This window comes from Microbacterium sp. W4I20 (assembly GCF_030816505.1).
GTDB lineage: Bacteria > Actinomycetota > Actinomycetes > Actinomycetales > Microbacteriaceae > Microbacterium.
In genome coordinates, this window is the sequence record NZ_JAUSYB010000001.1 from 3578711 (window position 1) to 3592502 (window position 13792).

20 protein-coding genes and 1 pseudogene are annotated in these 13792 nt (G+C 65.2%); all 21 read left to right on the forward strand.

Annotation, left to right across the window (positions count from 1 at the left end):
* Positions 1–28 precede the first annotated feature (28 nt).
* The 21 genes and pseudogenes from QFZ21_RS17335 (at position 29) to rplE (ending at position 13665) form a co-directional block, all read left to right on the forward strand.
* Positions 29–460, forward strand: coding sequence for a hypothetical protein (locus QFZ21_RS17335; protein WP_307380068.1), 432 nt, complete (start codon positions 29–31; stop codon positions 458–460).
* Between the two features lie 59 nt (positions 461–519).
* Entirely contained in the window at positions 520–1167 is a 648-nt protein-coding gene (locus QFZ21_RS17340) for a spermidine/putrescine ABC transporter substrate-binding protein (protein WP_307380069.1), read from the forward strand.
* 214 nt (positions 1168–1381) lie between these two features.
* Positions 1382–1750 carry a 30S ribosomal protein S12 gene (gene rpsL, locus QFZ21_RS17345; protein ID WP_028502478.1) on the forward strand — a complete coding sequence of 123 codons (369 nt, stop codon included), beginning with the start codon at positions 1382–1384 and terminating at the stop codon, positions 1748–1750.
* A gap of 5 nt (positions 1751–1755) precedes the next feature.
* Positions 1756–2229 carry a 30S ribosomal protein S7 gene (gene rpsG / locus QFZ21_RS17350; protein WP_223622188.1) on the forward strand — a complete coding sequence of 158 codons (474 nt, stop codon included), beginning with the start codon at positions 1756–1758 and terminating at the stop codon, positions 2227–2229.
* Positions 2230–2313: 84 nt separating this feature from the next.
* On the forward strand, positions 2314–4431 hold the full coding sequence (fusA, locus tag QFZ21_RS17355; RefSeq protein WP_307380070.1) for an elongation factor G: 2118 nt from the start codon (positions 2314–2316) through the stop codon (positions 4429–4431).
* Positions 4432–4596: 165 nt separating this feature from the next.
* Positions 4597–5787, forward strand: coding sequence for an elongation factor Tu (gene tuf / locus QFZ21_RS17360; RefSeq protein ID WP_046013402.1), 1191 nt, complete (start codon positions 4597–4599; stop codon positions 5785–5787).
* 160 nt (positions 5788–5947) lie between these two features.
* A complete protein-coding gene (locus QFZ21_RS17365; RefSeq protein ID WP_307380071.1) occupies positions 5948–6160 on the forward strand; it encodes a hypothetical protein in 213 nt (70 codons plus the stop codon).
* A gap of 850 nt (positions 6161–7010) precedes the next feature.
* On the forward strand, positions 7011–7319 hold the full coding sequence (gene rpsJ, locus QFZ21_RS17370; protein ID WP_030147986.1) for a 30S ribosomal protein S10: 309 nt from the start codon (positions 7011–7013) through the stop codon (positions 7317–7319).
* Positions 7320–7327: 8 nt separating this feature from the next.
* The gene (gene rplC, locus QFZ21_RS17375; RefSeq protein WP_307380073.1) at positions 7328–7987 is read left to right on the forward strand and encodes a 50S ribosomal protein L3; all 660 of its coding nucleotides are present in this window, start codon (positions 7328–7330) and stop codon (positions 7985–7987) included.
* 2 nt (positions 7988–7989) lie between these two features.
* The gene (gene rplD / locus QFZ21_RS17380) at positions 7990–8652 is read left to right on the forward strand and encodes a 50S ribosomal protein L4 (RefSeq protein ID WP_307380074.1); all 663 of its coding nucleotides are present in this window, start codon (positions 7990–7992) and stop codon (positions 8650–8652) included.
* Positions 8649–8972 carry a 50S ribosomal protein L23 gene (gene rplW, locus QFZ21_RS17385; RefSeq protein ID WP_017829206.1) on the forward strand — a complete coding sequence of 108 codons (324 nt, stop codon included), beginning with the start codon at positions 8649–8651 and terminating at the stop codon, positions 8970–8972. The genes rplD and rplW overlap by 4 nt, the downstream gene beginning before the upstream one ends.
* Positions 8973–8992: 20 nt before the next feature.
* Positions 8993–9832 (forward strand): 50S ribosomal protein L2, encoded by an 840-nt coding sequence (gene rplB, locus QFZ21_RS17390; protein ID WP_307380075.1) that lies wholly within the window; start codon positions 8993–8995, stop codon positions 9830–9832.
* Between the two features lie 12 nt (positions 9833–9844).
* A complete protein-coding gene (rpsS, locus tag QFZ21_RS17395; protein ID WP_017829205.1) occupies positions 9845–10126 on the forward strand; it encodes a 30S ribosomal protein S19 in 282 nt (93 codons plus the stop codon).
* Positions 10126–10524 carry a 50S ribosomal protein L22 gene (gene rplV, locus QFZ21_RS17400; RefSeq protein ID WP_307380078.1) on the forward strand — a complete coding sequence of 133 codons (399 nt, stop codon included), beginning with the start codon at positions 10126–10128 and terminating at the stop codon, positions 10522–10524. Before rpsS ends, rplV begins: the two co-directional genes overlap by 1 nt.
* The gene (gene rpsC / locus QFZ21_RS17405; RefSeq protein WP_307380079.1) at positions 10524–11279 is read left to right on the forward strand and encodes a 30S ribosomal protein S3; all 756 of its coding nucleotides are present in this window, start codon (positions 10524–10526) and stop codon (positions 11277–11279) included. Before rplV ends, rpsC begins: the two co-directional genes overlap by 1 nt.
* A complete protein-coding gene (gene rplP / locus QFZ21_RS17410; RefSeq protein WP_184215346.1) occupies positions 11279–11698 on the forward strand; it encodes a 50S ribosomal protein L16 in 420 nt (139 codons plus the stop codon). Before rpsC ends, rplP begins: the two co-directional genes overlap by 1 nt.
* The gene (gene rpmC / locus QFZ21_RS17415; RefSeq protein WP_067121112.1) at positions 11698–12015 is read left to right on the forward strand and encodes a 50S ribosomal protein L29; all 318 of its coding nucleotides are present in this window, start codon (positions 11698–11700) and stop codon (positions 12013–12015) included. Before rplP ends, rpmC begins: the two co-directional genes overlap by 1 nt.
* Positions 12015–12348 (forward strand): annotated as a pseudogene (gene rpsQ / locus QFZ21_RS17420) (30S ribosomal protein S17). The gene rpmC and the pseudogene rpsQ overlap by 1 nt, the downstream one beginning before the upstream one ends.
* Complete coding sequence (gene rplN, locus QFZ21_RS17425; protein ID WP_307380081.1) at positions 12345–12713, forward strand: 50S ribosomal protein L14; 369 nt, start codon at positions 12345–12347, stop codon at positions 12711–12713. Before rpsQ ends, rplN begins: the two are co-directional and overlap by 4 nt.
* Before the next feature lie 2 nt (positions 12714–12715).
* The gene (gene rplX / locus QFZ21_RS17430) at positions 12716–13075 is read left to right on the forward strand and encodes a 50S ribosomal protein L24 (RefSeq protein WP_307380082.1); all 360 of its coding nucleotides are present in this window, start codon (positions 12716–12718) and stop codon (positions 13073–13075) included.
* Entirely contained in the window at positions 13075–13665 is a 591-nt protein-coding gene (rplE, locus tag QFZ21_RS17435) for a 50S ribosomal protein L5 (RefSeq protein ID WP_307380084.1), read from the forward strand. The genes rplX and rplE overlap by 1 nt, the downstream gene beginning before the upstream one ends.
* Positions 13666–13792: the final 127 nt, after the last annotated feature.

Genomic DNA, 13792 nt, shown 5'->3' on the forward strand with positions numbered 1-13792 from the left:
CGCGGGGGTTTCGGCTGTCCTCGCGCTGGTGCTGGCCACAGTCGGCTACTTCGCTCTCGCGGTCTTCGGACTCGGAGCGCTGAGCCTGCTGACCGACGCCGACATCATCGCGGTCCCCGGATTGGGCCAGATGCCGGGAGTCATCGGCATGCTGGCGTCGGTCGTCGCGTTCGCTGCGATGCTCTGGTCGACCCTCCGACGCGGGAAGCCGTCCTTCCTCGCCGCGATCACGATCTCGCTGACGGCTGCCCTCGCCCATCTCATCGGCGTGTGGGTCGCCGTCCTCGCAGGTGTTGGCAACGCGGTGATCGCCACGGCGGTCGCCGGCGACCTCGTGCGAGGCGGGGCGAGCGCCGTGCTTCTCCTGGCCGCGGCGGTCGCCGCGTGGGGCGGGATCGCTCTGCGACGGACCCGCGCGGAGAGGCCGCGCTGGCGGTGGGAGCGCGACGACGAGGAATGACGCCCCGCCGCGACGGGGAAATCGCGACGGTGGCGGGCGACGCGCCGTACGCTGGTGGGGTGGAGCGCTCGTTGGAGACGCAGGTGGACCAGGCCGTCGAGGCCTGGCTGCGCTGGGTGCCGCGCTGGGAGCCGGCGACTCATCGCGGCCGCGTCGCGCCCTGCCGTCGCTGCCTGGGATCCCCGATCCTGTCCGCGGCGGGCATCGGCGCCAACACCCCGCACGGCGTGCAGCACGGACTCTCCACCCGCATGAAGACGATCGTCGATCATGCCGTCGCCGATTACACGGCCCGCAACCTTCCGATGCTGCAGCGCGAGCTCGATCAGCAGGCCGCGCGCAATCGTGCGCGGAGCTACCGTCCGGCGGAGAACCTGGAGCCCGAGTTCGACGGGCTTCCGCTCGACCCCGAACCGGTGCCGGGGGCGCCCTTCCTCTTCACGATCGCCGGGATGGCGGACGAGGCAGCCGACGAACTCCCGCCGCTCCCGCCGCTGACCGAGGAGGCCAAGGTCGCGCTGCGGCAGGAGGTGGCCCTCGCCGACGAGTACGCCAACATGATCGGACGCGAGATCTGCGGCATCCTGCTGCGGCATCGGCTGTACATCCAGGCCGCCATCTCACAGCACATCGAGCCGCAGATCGAAGCCCTTCTGGCTGAGCTCACCCAGTCCCTGGACTCGCCCTTCGACCCCGAGGCGCCCTAGTCGCGCCCTGGCGCTCATTTGACCGCCAGGTTACGCGGCATTACACTTGTTCAGGTGTGTGCACGTCTTGACGTGCGCACTGGGCGTCGGCACCTTGCCGGTCCGCCTCCACGGCATACCCACCACACGAAAAAGCACGCCGATTCCGGCGTGCCGGTGGGGCATGATGTGAAACCCATCACGCTGTCACCGTGCAGCACTATGAGGAGAGAACGTGCCAACCATTCAGCAGTTGGTTCGCAAGGGTCGCTCGCCGAAGGTCACCAAGACCAAGACGCCTGCCCTGAAGTCGAACCCGCAGCAGGCCGGGGTATGCACCCGCGTCTACACCACCACCCCGAAGAAGCCGAACTCGGCGATGCGCAAGGTCGCTCGTGTGAAGCTCCGCAACGGGACCGAGGTCACGGCCTACATCCCCGGTGAGGGCCACAACCTCCAGGAGCACTCGCTGGTGCTCGTCCGCGGCGGTCGTGTGAAGGACCTCCCCGGTGTGCGTTACAAGATCGTCCGCGGCGCCCTGGACACCCAGGCTGTCAAGAACCGTAAGCAGGCTCGTTCCCGCTACGGCGCGAAGAAGGGTTGAGTTAGATGCCTCGTAAGGGTCCCGCCCCCAAGCGCCCCGTGGTCAACGACCCGGTATACGGCGCCCCGATCGTCACCTCGCTGGTGAACAAGATCCTCGTCGACGGCAAGAAGTCGATCGCCGAGGCCATCGTCTACGGCGCCCTCAGCGGCGTCGAGGCGAAGAACGGCGGCCAGGACGCCGTCGCCACCCTGAAGAAGGCGCTCGACAACGTGCGCCCGACTCTCGAGGTCCGCAGCCGCCGCGTCGGTGGCTCGACCTACCAGGTTCCGATCGAGGTCAAGCCGCACCGCGCGAACACCCTCGCGCTGCGCTGGCTCGTGAGCTACGCCAAGGGTCGTCGTGAGAAGACGATGACCGAGCGTCTCCAGAACGAGATCCTGGACGCGTCGAACGGCCTGGGTGCCGCGGTCAAGCGCCGCGAGGACACTCACAAGATGGCCGAGTCGAACCGCGCGTTCGCTCACTACCGCTGGTAAACACTTCGCCCGCTCCCGGCCGATCGCCGGGAGCGGGCACCCCCTCCGCGCAGTACCCCTGCACGAAAAGATAAGGACACTCCTGTGGCACAAGACGTGCTCACCGACCTGAGCAAGGTCCGCAACATCGGCATCATGGCGCACATCGATGCCGGCAAGACGACGACGACCGAGCGCATCCTGTTCTACACGGGCGTCAACCACAAGCTCGGCGAGACGCACGATGGCGCCTCGACCACGGACTGGATGGAACAGGAGAAGGAGCGCGGCATCACGATCACGTCTGCCGCCGTCACCTGCTACTGGGACAAGAACCAGATCAACATCATCGACACCCCCGGTCACGTGGACTTCACGGTCGAGGTGGAGCGCTCGCTCCGCGTCCTCGACGGTGCCGTCGCCGTCTTCGACGGCAAGGAGGGCGTCGAGCCCCAGTCCGAGACCGTCTGGCGTCAGGCCGACAAGTACAACGTCCCCCGCATCTGCTTCGTCAACAAGATGGACAAGCTCGGCGCGGACTTCTACTTCACGGTCGACACGATCATCAACCGTCTCGGCGCCAAGCCGCTGGTCATCCAGCTGCCCATCGGTGCGGAGAACGACTTCATCGGCGTCGTCGACCTCGTCGAGATGCGCGCGCTCGTCTGGGCGGGTGACTCCAAGGGTGATGTGACCATGGGCGCCTCCTACGAGATCCAGGAGATCCCGGCCGACCTCAAGGAGAAGGCAGACGAGTACCGTCAGACCCTTCTCGAGACCGTCGCCGAGACCGACGACGCTCTGCTGGAGAAGTTCTTCGGTGGCGAGGAGCTCACGGTCGCCGAGATCAAGGGTGCGATCCGCAAGCTCACCGTGGCTTCGGAGATCTACCCGGTCCTCTGCGGCTCGGCGTTCAAGAACCGCGGCGTGCAGCCGATGCTCGACGCGGTCGTGGACTACCTCCCGAACCCGCTCGACGTGGGCTCGATCGAGGCGCACGACCCCAAGGACTACGACACGATCATCGAGCGTCACCCCGACGCCAAGGACCCGTTCGCGGCCCTGGCGTTCAAGGTCGCGGTGCACCCGTTCTTCGGTCGTCTCACCTACGTGCGCGTCTACTCGGGTCACCTCGACTCCGGCGCGGCCGTCATCAACTCGACCAAGGGCAAGAAGGAGCGCATCGGGAAGATCTTCCAGATGCACGCCAACAAGGAGATCCCGGTCGCCTCGGTCACCGCGGGCAACATCTACGCGGTCATCGGTCTGAAGGACACCACCACCGGTGACACCCTGACCGACCCGGCGCACCCGGTCGTCCTCGAGTCGATGACGTTCCCCGAGCCCGTCATCGAGGTCGCCATCGAGCCGAAGACCAAGGCCGACCAGGAGAAGCTGGGTGTCGCCATCCAGAAGCTCGCTGAAGAGGACCCGACCTTCCGCACGGAGCTCAACCCCGAGACCGGTCAGACGACCATCAAGGGTATGGGCGAGCTGCACCTCGACATCCTCGTGGACCGCATGAAGCGCGAGTTCAACGTCGAGGCGAACGTCGGCAAGCCGCAGGTGGCGTACCGCGAGACGATCAAGAAGGCCGTCGAGAAGCACGACTACACGCACAAGAAGCAGACCGGTGGCTCCGGCCAGTTCGCGAAGATCCAGTTCACCATCGAGCCGATGGACCTGGACTCCGAGAAGACCTACGAGTTCGTGAACGCCGTCACCGGTGGTCGCATCCCGCGTGAGTACATCGGCTCGATCGATGCCGGTTTCCAGGACGGGATGAACGTCGGCGTGCTCGCCGGCTACCCGATCGTCGGAGTGAAGGCCACCATCGTCGATGGTGCCGCTCACGACGTCGACTCCTCGGAGATGGCGTTCAAGATCGCAGGTTCGATGGGCTTCAAGGAAGCCCTCCGTCGCGCGAACCCCGTGCTCCTCGAGCCGCTCATGGCGGTCGAGGTGCGTACTCCGGAGGAGTACATGGGTGACGTCATCGGCGACCTGAACTCGCGTCGTGGTCAGATCCAGTCGATGGAGGACGCCGCAGGCGTCAAGGTCGTCCGCGCACACGTCCCGCTGTCCGAGATGTTCGGATACATCGGCGACCTGCGCTCGAAGACCTCGGGTCGCGCCGTCTACTCGATGGAGTTCAACAGCTACGCTGAGGTTCCCCGCAACGTGGCCGACGAGATCGTCCAGAAGCACCAGGGCGGCGAGTAGTCATCTTCCTGGGAGCCGGGTTACTCCTGAGCCTGTCGAAGGGCCGGCTCCCAGGTCCCCTACAACTTCACATTCCCTCTCTACTAAACTGAGATTCACACCCGTAGAGAACCGGTCGCAAACCAGTGCCCGGCACCCTCTACATGACGTCCTGAGGAGGACCTAGTGGCTAAGGCCAAGTTCGAGCGGACCAAGCCGCACGTCAACATCGGAACCATCGGTCACGTTGACCACGGCAAGACCACGCTCTCCGCAGCGATCTCGAAGGTGCTTGCTGACAAGTTCCCGTCTGACACCAACGTGCAGCGCGACTTCGCTTCCATCGACTCGGCGCCGGAAGAGCGCCAGCGTGGAATCACCATCAACATCTCGCACATCGAGTACGAGACCCCCAAGCGCCACTACGCGCACGTTGACGCCCCCGGCCACGCCGACTACGTCAAGAACATGATCACCGGTGCTGCTCAGATGGACGGCGCGATCCTCGTGGTCGCCGCCACCGACGGCCCGATGGCTCAGACGCGTGAGCACGTTCTGCTCGCCAAGCAGGTCGGCGTGCCGTACCTGCTGGTCGCGCTGAACAAGGCCGACATGGTCGACGACGAGGAGATCCTGGAGCTCGTCGAGCTCGAGGTCTCCGAGCTGCTCGCCTCGCAGGGCTTCGCTGAGGACGCTCCTGTCGTGCGCGTCTCCGCTCTCAAGGCCCTCGAGGGTGACGAGAAGTGGACGCAGTCGATCCTCGACCTCATGGAGGCCGTGGACGAGCACGTTCCGGACCCCGTGCGCGACAAGGACAAGCCGTTCCTGATGCCGGTCGAGGACGTCTTCACGATCACCGGTCGTGGAACCGTCGTCACGGGCCGCGCCGAGCGTGGCACGCTGGCCATCAACTCCGAGGTCGAGATCGTCGGACTGCGTCCGACCGTCAAGACCACGGTCACGGGTATCGAGATGTTCCACAAGCAGCTCGACGAGGCCTGGGCCGGCGAGAACTGCGGTCTCCTGCTCCGTGGTACGAAGCGTGAGGACGTCGAGCGCGGTCAGGTCATCGTCAAGCCGGGTTCGGTCACGCCGCACACCGACTTCGCGGGCACCGCGTACATCCTGTCCAAGGACGAGGGTGGGCGTCACAACCCCTTCTACACGAACTACCGCCCGCAGTTCTACTTCCGCACCACCGACGTCACCGGCGTCATCACGCTGCCCGAGGGCACCGAGATGGTCATGCCCGGCGACACCACCGACGTGACGGTCGAGCTGATCCAGCCGATCGCCATGGAGGAGGGCCTCGGCTTCGCCATCCGTGAGGGTGGACGCACCGTCGGCGCCGGTACGGTCACGAAGATCATCAAGTAAGCATCTGCTTCCTCGCAGAGGGGTCGGGCCTTCGGGCCCGGCCCCTCTGTCGTGCCCGGACCAGCTTCGAAGACTCAGAGGTTCCGTTTCTCCGGGCCTGCGGGCACAATGAGTGGTGCCGCCCCTCCCGGTCGGCGGAACACACCTGAGAAGGGGAATCATGGGTATCGACGACGCCGTGAACAAGGGCAAGGACCTGTACGAGCAGAACAAGGACAAGATCGCCGAGGCCGTCAAGAGCGACCAGGCCGAGGACATCAGCGACAAGGTGCTCGACGGCGTCGCCGACTTCGCCAAGAAGATCGCCCCGGGTGCGGCCGACAAGATCGACGAGATCCGCGACAGCGCGGACAAGTCCATCGGCAACGAGTAGATCTCGACGCAGCCTCCGAACGGCGGTCCACCTCACGGTGGGCCGCCGTTCCTGCATCCCACCAGCGCGCCGGTTCGACCGGACTCGCATTTTGGGTGCCGAACCACGTAGGATGTTCGGGACCGCCTGGGGATCTTGCGGTCGGGGTAGCCGAAGGGGTTCGGCTCCCGAAACACGCGGCTTCCGCGTACAAACTGGGGATAAACGATCTTGGGGATCATCGTGCGACGCGCGCACTCCGTGCGCCTGAGCGTCTCCCTGCCTGCGCGGCGGGTACTCCGCCGCGCCCTCGAACGAGGATCCTGGCGTCCCTTCACGCCGGCATCCTCGCGTTCGGTGTGCCCCCTCGCACTGAACGTCCTCCCCAAGCGGGGCGAGGCATGGGGATGCCTCGCCCCGCTCTCCTTCGCTTCCTGACGCGCAGGCGGGCGCTTTCCGAGGACCTCGGACGGAGCGCGACACGCCCGGGTTTGCAGAAGTGAAATCAGGCATGGCAGAATAGACAGGTTCGATATTCCGTCTGCGCTGTGCGCGTGATGGATCACTGCCAGGGCAGTGCATAGACGGCGTCTCCTCCGGGAGGTGCAGGGTTCTAGGCCGCGGGTAGCAGAACAAATCCCCGACACCTTCTTCCGAGGAGGTTCGCCGTGCGCGGCGGAGGTCGGCATCCGCACGTCCCCGATGTGCGGCTGATACAAGAACAGTGGTGCAGCCCTTCGACAGGCTCAGGAACCCCGGTCCCTGGCCCGAGAAGACGAGTGCCGAAGGCGCGAACAGCGCCGACGTGCGTCCAATGCCCCTGGGTCACCCGGCTCAGGACGGTAAGACGCTTAAAGAGAGTGAGCAGACAATGGCGGGACAGAAAATCCGCATTCGCCTGAAGTCGTATGACCACGAGGTCATCGACTCGTCGGCACGCAAGATCGTCGACACCGTGACCCGTGCGGGCGCGACCGTCGTCGGGCCCGTGCCGCTTCCGACCGAGAAGAACGTCGTGTGCGTCATCCGGTCGCCCCACAAGTACAAGGACAGCCGCGAGCACTTCGAGATGCGCACCCACAAGCGCCTCATCGACATCGTCGACCCGACGCCCAAGGCCGTCGACTCGCTGATGCGCCTCGACCTTCCTGCCGATGTCAACATCGAGATCAAGCTCTGAGGCCCGGCATGGTTGACATCAACTCCAAGATCTCCAAGGGAATGCTGGGCACGAAGCTCGGTATGACCCAGGTGTGGAACGAGAGCGGCAAGCTCATTCCCGTCACCGTCATCGAACTCGCACCCAACGTGGTCACGCAGGTCCGCACCCCCGAGAAGGACGGCTACAACGCCGTTCAGATCGCGTACGGCCAGATCGACCCGCGCAAGGTGAACCAGCCCCTCACGGCTCACTTCGAGGCAGCCGGCGTCACGCCGCGTCGCCACGTCACCGAGATCCGTACGGCTGACGCTGCTGACTACTCACTCGGTCAGGAGCTCACGGTCGACGGCACGTTCGAAGCCGGCCAGCTCGTCGACGTCGTCGGCACGAGCAAGGGCAAGGGCTTCGCCGGTGTCATGAAGCGTCACAACTTCAAGGGCGTCTCGGCATCGCACGGTTCGCACCGCAACCACCGCAAGCCCGGCTCCATCGGCGCATCGTCGACCCCGAGCCGCGTCTTCAAGGGCATGCGCATGGCCGGCCGTATGGGTGGCGAGCGCGTGACCGTCCTCAACCTCACGGTGCACGCCATCGACATCGAGAAGGGTCTGCTGCTCGTCAAGGGCGCCGTCCCCGGTGCTCGTGGCCGCATCGTCTACGTCCGCAACGCAGTGAAGGGTGCCTGATCATGGCTGACTCCACTCTCGCGCTCGACGTCCTCAAGGCAGACGGCAAGAAGGCAGGCTCCATCGAGCTTCCCGCCGCTCTGTTCGACGTCAAGACGAACATTCCGCTCATCCACCAGGTCGTGGTCGCGCAGCTCGCTGCGGCCCGTCAGGGAACCCACTCGACCAAGCGTCGCGGTGAGGTCTCCGGTGCCGGCCGCAAGCCCTTCAAGCAGAAGGGCACGGGTAACGCCCGTCAGGGCTCGATCCGCGCGCCGCACATGACCGGCGGTGGCATCGTCCACGGCCCGAAGCCGCGCGACTACTCGCAGCGCACGCCCAAGAAGATGATCGCTGCCGCCCTCCTGGGTGCGCTGAGCGACCGCTTCCGCGGCGACCGCATCCACGCCATCGAGTCCTTCGGGATCGACGGTGCGCCTTCGACCAAGACCGCGGTGAGCTTCCTCACCAACGTCGTGTCGTCGAAGAACGTGCTCGTCGTGATCGAGCGCGACGACGACGTGACGCTGAAGAGCATCCGCAACCTGTCGAACCTGCACGTGCTGACGTTCGACCAGCTCAACGCCTACGACGTGCTCGTCTCCGACGACATCGTCTTCACCCAGGCCGCTCTCGAGGGCTTCGTCGCCTGGAAGACCGGCGCCAACCAGGAGGTCTCCGCATGAGCGAGCAGGCATCTGTTCTCCAGACGGCCCTGAACAAGGACCCGCGCGACATCATCCTGAAGCCGGTCGTGTCCGAGAAGAGCTACGGACTCATCGACGAAGGCAAGTACACCTTCCTCGTCGACCCGCGCGCTTCGAAGACCGAGATCAAGCTCGCCATCGAGAAGATCTTCGGCGTCAAGGTCGCGGGGGTCAACACCCTCAACCGCGTCGGCAAGGCTCGCCGCACCCGCTTCGGCACCGGCAAGCGCAAGGACACCAAGCGCGCCATCGTCACCCTGAAGTCGGGCACCATCGACATCTTCACGGCAATCGGCTGATCCGGGGGATAAGGACAATAATGGCTATTCGCAAGTACAAGCCCACGACCCCGGGCCGTCGCGGCTCGTCGGTGGCTGACTTCGCCGAGATCACTCGATCGACGCCGGAGAAGTCGCTGCTGCGCCCGCTCTCGAAGACCGGTGGTCGCAACAACCAGGGCCGCATCACGACCCGTCACATCGGTGGTGGCCACAAGCGCCAGTACCGCGTCATCGACTTCCGTCGCAATGACAAGGACGGCGTGGACGCCCGTGTCGCTCACATCGAGTACGACCCCAACCGCACCGCGCGCATCGCGCTGCTGCACTACTTCGACGGCGAGAAGCGCTACATCCTCGCGCCGGCGAAGCTGAAGCAGGGCGACGTCGTCGAGTCGGGTGCCGGGGCGGACATCAAGCCGGGCAACAACCTCCCGCTGAAGAACATCCCCACGGGTACCGTCATCCACGCGATCGAGCTCCGCCCCGGTGGCGGCGCGAAGATGGCTCGTTCGGCGGGCGCCTCCGTGCGTCTCGTCGCGAAGGACGGCAACTACGCCCAGCTGCGTCTGCCCTCGGGTGAGATCCGCAACGTCGATGCGCGCTGCCGCGCGACCATCGGTGAGGTCGGAAACGCCGAGCAGTCGAACATCAACTGGGGCAAGGCCGGCCGCATGCGCTGGAAGGGCGTCCGCCCGACCGTGCGTGGTGTCGCCATGAACCCGGTCGACCACCCGCACGGTGGTGGTGAGGGCAAGACGTCCGGTGGACGTCACCCCGTCACCCCCTGGGGCCAGGCTGAGGGTCGTACCCGTCACGCCAACAAGGAAAGCGACAAGTACATCGTGCGTCGTCGTAACGCCGGCAAGAAGCGTAAGTAGGAGTAAGAGAAGATGCCTCGCAGTCTTAAGAAGGGCCCCTTCGTCGACGATCACCTGCTTCGCAAGGTGGTCGTGCAGAACGAAGCCGGTACCAAGAACGTCATCAAGACCTGGTCTCGCCGGTCCATGATCATCCCGGCCATGCTGGGTCACACGATCGCGGTCCACGACGGACGCAAGCACATTCCTGTGTTCGTGTCCGAGACCATGGTCGGTCACAAGCTGGGCGAGTTCGCGCCCACCCGCACCTTCCGCGGCCACGAGAAGGACGACAAGAAGGGGCGGCGCCGCTAATGGTCGAATCGATCGCACGCGTGCGACACATCCGCGTGACCCCTCAGAAGGCTCGTCGTGTCGTCGCGCTCATCAAGGGCAAGCAGGCCCAGGAGGCTCTCGCGATCCTGAAGTTCGCGCAGCAGAGCGCCAGTGAGCCGATCTACAAGCTTGTCGCGTCGGCCATGGCCAACGCGCAGGTCAAGGCGGATCGCGACGGCGAGTTCCTCGACGAGCAGGACCTGTACGTGGCTAACGCCTACGTCGACGAGGGCACGACGCTCAAGCGTTTCCAGCCCCGTGCACAGGGTCGCGCTTTCCAGATCAAGAAGCGCACGAGCCACATCACGGTCGTGCTCTCGACGCCTGAGGCGGCTCCGGCCGCTACGGGCGACAGCAAGAAGAAGGCGAGCAAGTAATGGGACAGAAGGTAAACCCGTACGGCTTCCGCCTCGGCATCACGACGGACCACGTCTCGCGTTGGTTCTCTGACTCGACGAAGCCGGGTCAGCGTTACGCCGACTACGTGGCCGAAGACATCAAGATCCGCAACCTGCTCAAGACGCAGCTCGACCGCGCCGGAGTCTCGAACATCGAGATCGAGCGCACCCGTGACCGCGTCCGCGTCGACATCCACACCGCCCGTCCGGGCATCGTGATCGGTCGTCGTGGAGCCGAGGCCGAGCGCATCCGCGGCGACCTCGAGAAGCTCTCGGGCAAGCAGATCCAGCTGAACATCCTCGAGGTGAAGAACCCCGAAGCTGACGCTCAGCTCGTCGCGCAGGGCGTCGCCGAGCAGCTCTCTGCTCGCGTGGCTTTCCGTCGTGCGATGCGCAAGGGCATGCAGGGTGCACAGCGCGCAGGCGCCAAGGGCATCCGCATCCAGGTCGCCGGCCGCCTCGGCGGCGCCGAGATGAGCCGGTCGGAGTTCTACCGCGAGGGTCGTGTGCCGCTGCACACGCTCCGTGCGAACATCGACTACGGCTTCTACGAGGCGAAGACCACCTTCGGCCGCATCGGCGTGAAGGTCTGGATCTACAAGGGCGACCTCACCGCGAAGGAGCTCGCTCGCGAGCAGGCCAACGCACCCAAGGCTCGTCGTGACGACCGTGGTGGCGACCGCCGCCGTGCCCCGCGCAACGAGGCACCTGTTGCAGAAGGAGCGTCTGCCTGATGCTTATCCCCCGCAAGGTCAAGTACCGCAAGCAGCATCACCCCAAGCGTGATGGTGCGGCGACCGGTGGCACGAAGGTCTCCTTCGGCGAGTTTGGCATCCAGGCTCTGACGCCCGCGTATGTCACGAACCGTCAGATCGAGTCCGCTCGTATCGCCATGACCCGTCACATCAAGCGTGGCGGCAAGGTGTGGATCAACATCTACCCCGACCGTCCGCTCACGAAGAAGCCGGCCGAAACCCGCATGGGTTCCGGTAAGGGTTCGCCGGAGTGGTGGGTCGCGAACGTCAAGCCGGGCCGCGTCCTCTTCGAGGTCGCCGGTGTCAACGAGGAACTCGCTCGTGAAGCACTGACCCGAGCAATTCACAAGCTGCCGCTCAAGGCACGCATCATCAAGCGCGAGGAGGGCGACGCGTAATGGCGATCGGCACCAAGGAGCTCGCTCCGGCAGAGCTCGACACGTTCGAAGACCAGCGCCTCGTTGAGGAGCTGCGCAAGGCCAAGGAGGAGCTGTTCAACCTCCGTTTCCAGTCGGCCACCGGCCAGCTGGAGAGCCACGGCCGCATCCGCGCCGTCAAGCGCGACATCGCGCGCCTCTACACCGTGATCCGCGAACGCGAGCTGGGCATCCGTGCGACGCCCGCTCCCGTCGAGGCTCCGGCCAAGAAGGCGACCAAGTCGAAGGCGAAGAAAGCGGATGCCGCTGACGACGCCGTGAAGGAAGAGGCTGAGTGATGGCCACCAAGAAGGAAGCGACTGTGGAGACGCAGGCCGCAGGACACGAGTCGTCCGCACACGATGTGCGCGACGAGGCGGCCCGCGGTTACCGCAAGACGCGTCGCGGCTATGTCGTCAGCGACAAGATGGACAAGACCATCGTGGTCGAGGTCGAGGACCGCGTGAAGCACCCGCTTTACGGCAAGGTCATCCGCCGCACCTCGAAGGTCAAGGCGCACGATGAGGCGAACACCGCCGGCATCGGCGACCTGGTCCTGATCAACGAGACCCGGCCCGCTCAGCGCCACGAAGCGCTGGCGTCTGGTGGAGATTCTGGAGAAGGCCAAGTGATTCAGCAGGAGTCCCGCCTCAAGGTCGCCGACAACACCGGCGCCAAGGAGCTGCTCACCATCCGTGTTCTCGGCGGTTCCAAGCGCCGTTACGCGGGTCTGGGCGACACCATCGTCGCGACCGTCAAGGACGCGATCCCGGGCGGCAACGTCAAGAAGGGCGACGTCGTCAAGGCGGTCATCGTCCGCACCAAGAAGGAGACGCGCCGTCCCGACGGCTCGTACATCAAGTTCGACGAGAACGCCGCCGTCATCCTGAAGACCGACGGGGAGCCCCGCGGCACCCGTATCTTCGGACCGGTCGGTCGTGAGCTTCGCGACAAGAAGTTCATGAAGATCGTCTCGCTCGCGCCGGAGGTTATTTAGTCATGGCGAAGATCAAGAAGGGTGACCTGGTTCAGGTCATCACCGGAGCCACGCAGGAGCGTGGCGGCGATCGCGGCAAGCAGGGCAAGGTCCTCGAGGTCCTCGCCGAGAAGAACCGCGTCATCGTCGAAGGCGTGAACTACGTCACCAAGCACACCCGCGTCGGCCAGACGCAGCGTGGCACGAAGACCGGTGGCCTCGAGACCGTCGAGGCCTCCATCCACATCTCGAACGTCGCAGTCGTCGACCCCTCGACCAAGAAGCCGACCAAGGTCGGCCACCGGGTCGAGGAGCAGACCAAGGACGGCGTCAAGCGCACCGTCCGCGTGCGCTTCGCGAAGAAGAGCGGTAAGGACCTCTGATGAGCACCGACACTGCCGCGCCGGCTGGCAAGATCCAGCCGCGCCTGAAGCAGAAGTACAACACCGACATCAAGAAGGCACTGCAGGAAGAGTTCGGCTACTCGAACGTCATGCAGATCCCCGGCTTGGTCAAGGTCGTCGTGAACACCGGTGTCGGTGAAGCGGCACGTGACAGCAAGGTGATCGATGGTGCGGTCGACGACCTCACCAAGATCACCGGCCAGAAGCCGATCGTGACGAAGGCCCGCAAGTCCATCGCGCAGTTCAAGCTGCGCGAGGGCCAGGCCATCGGCGCGCACGTCACCCTCCGTGGTGACCGCGCGTGGGAGTTCGTGGACCGCCTGGTCTCGCTCGCCCTGCCGCGCATCCGCGACTTCCGCGGCCTGTCGCCGAAGCAGTTCGACGGCAACGGCAACTACACCTTCGGTCTCCAGGAGCAGAGCGTGTTCCACGAGATCGATCAGGACAAGATCGACCGCGTTCGCGGTTTCGACATCACTGTCGTCACCACCGCGAAGACGGATGACGAGGGTCGGGCACTGCTCCGCCACCTCGGCTTCCCGTTCCGCGCGGACGACGCACAGGCGTAAGCCTTCGACGGGCTCAGTGGTCACTGGTCACTGAGCCCGTCGGTCTGCACGTACAATTGAAGATTGCGTGTCATCGCAGGCCGTCTGTCGTGTAACGGCAGCCGGAACCTCATGAACAAAGGAAAAC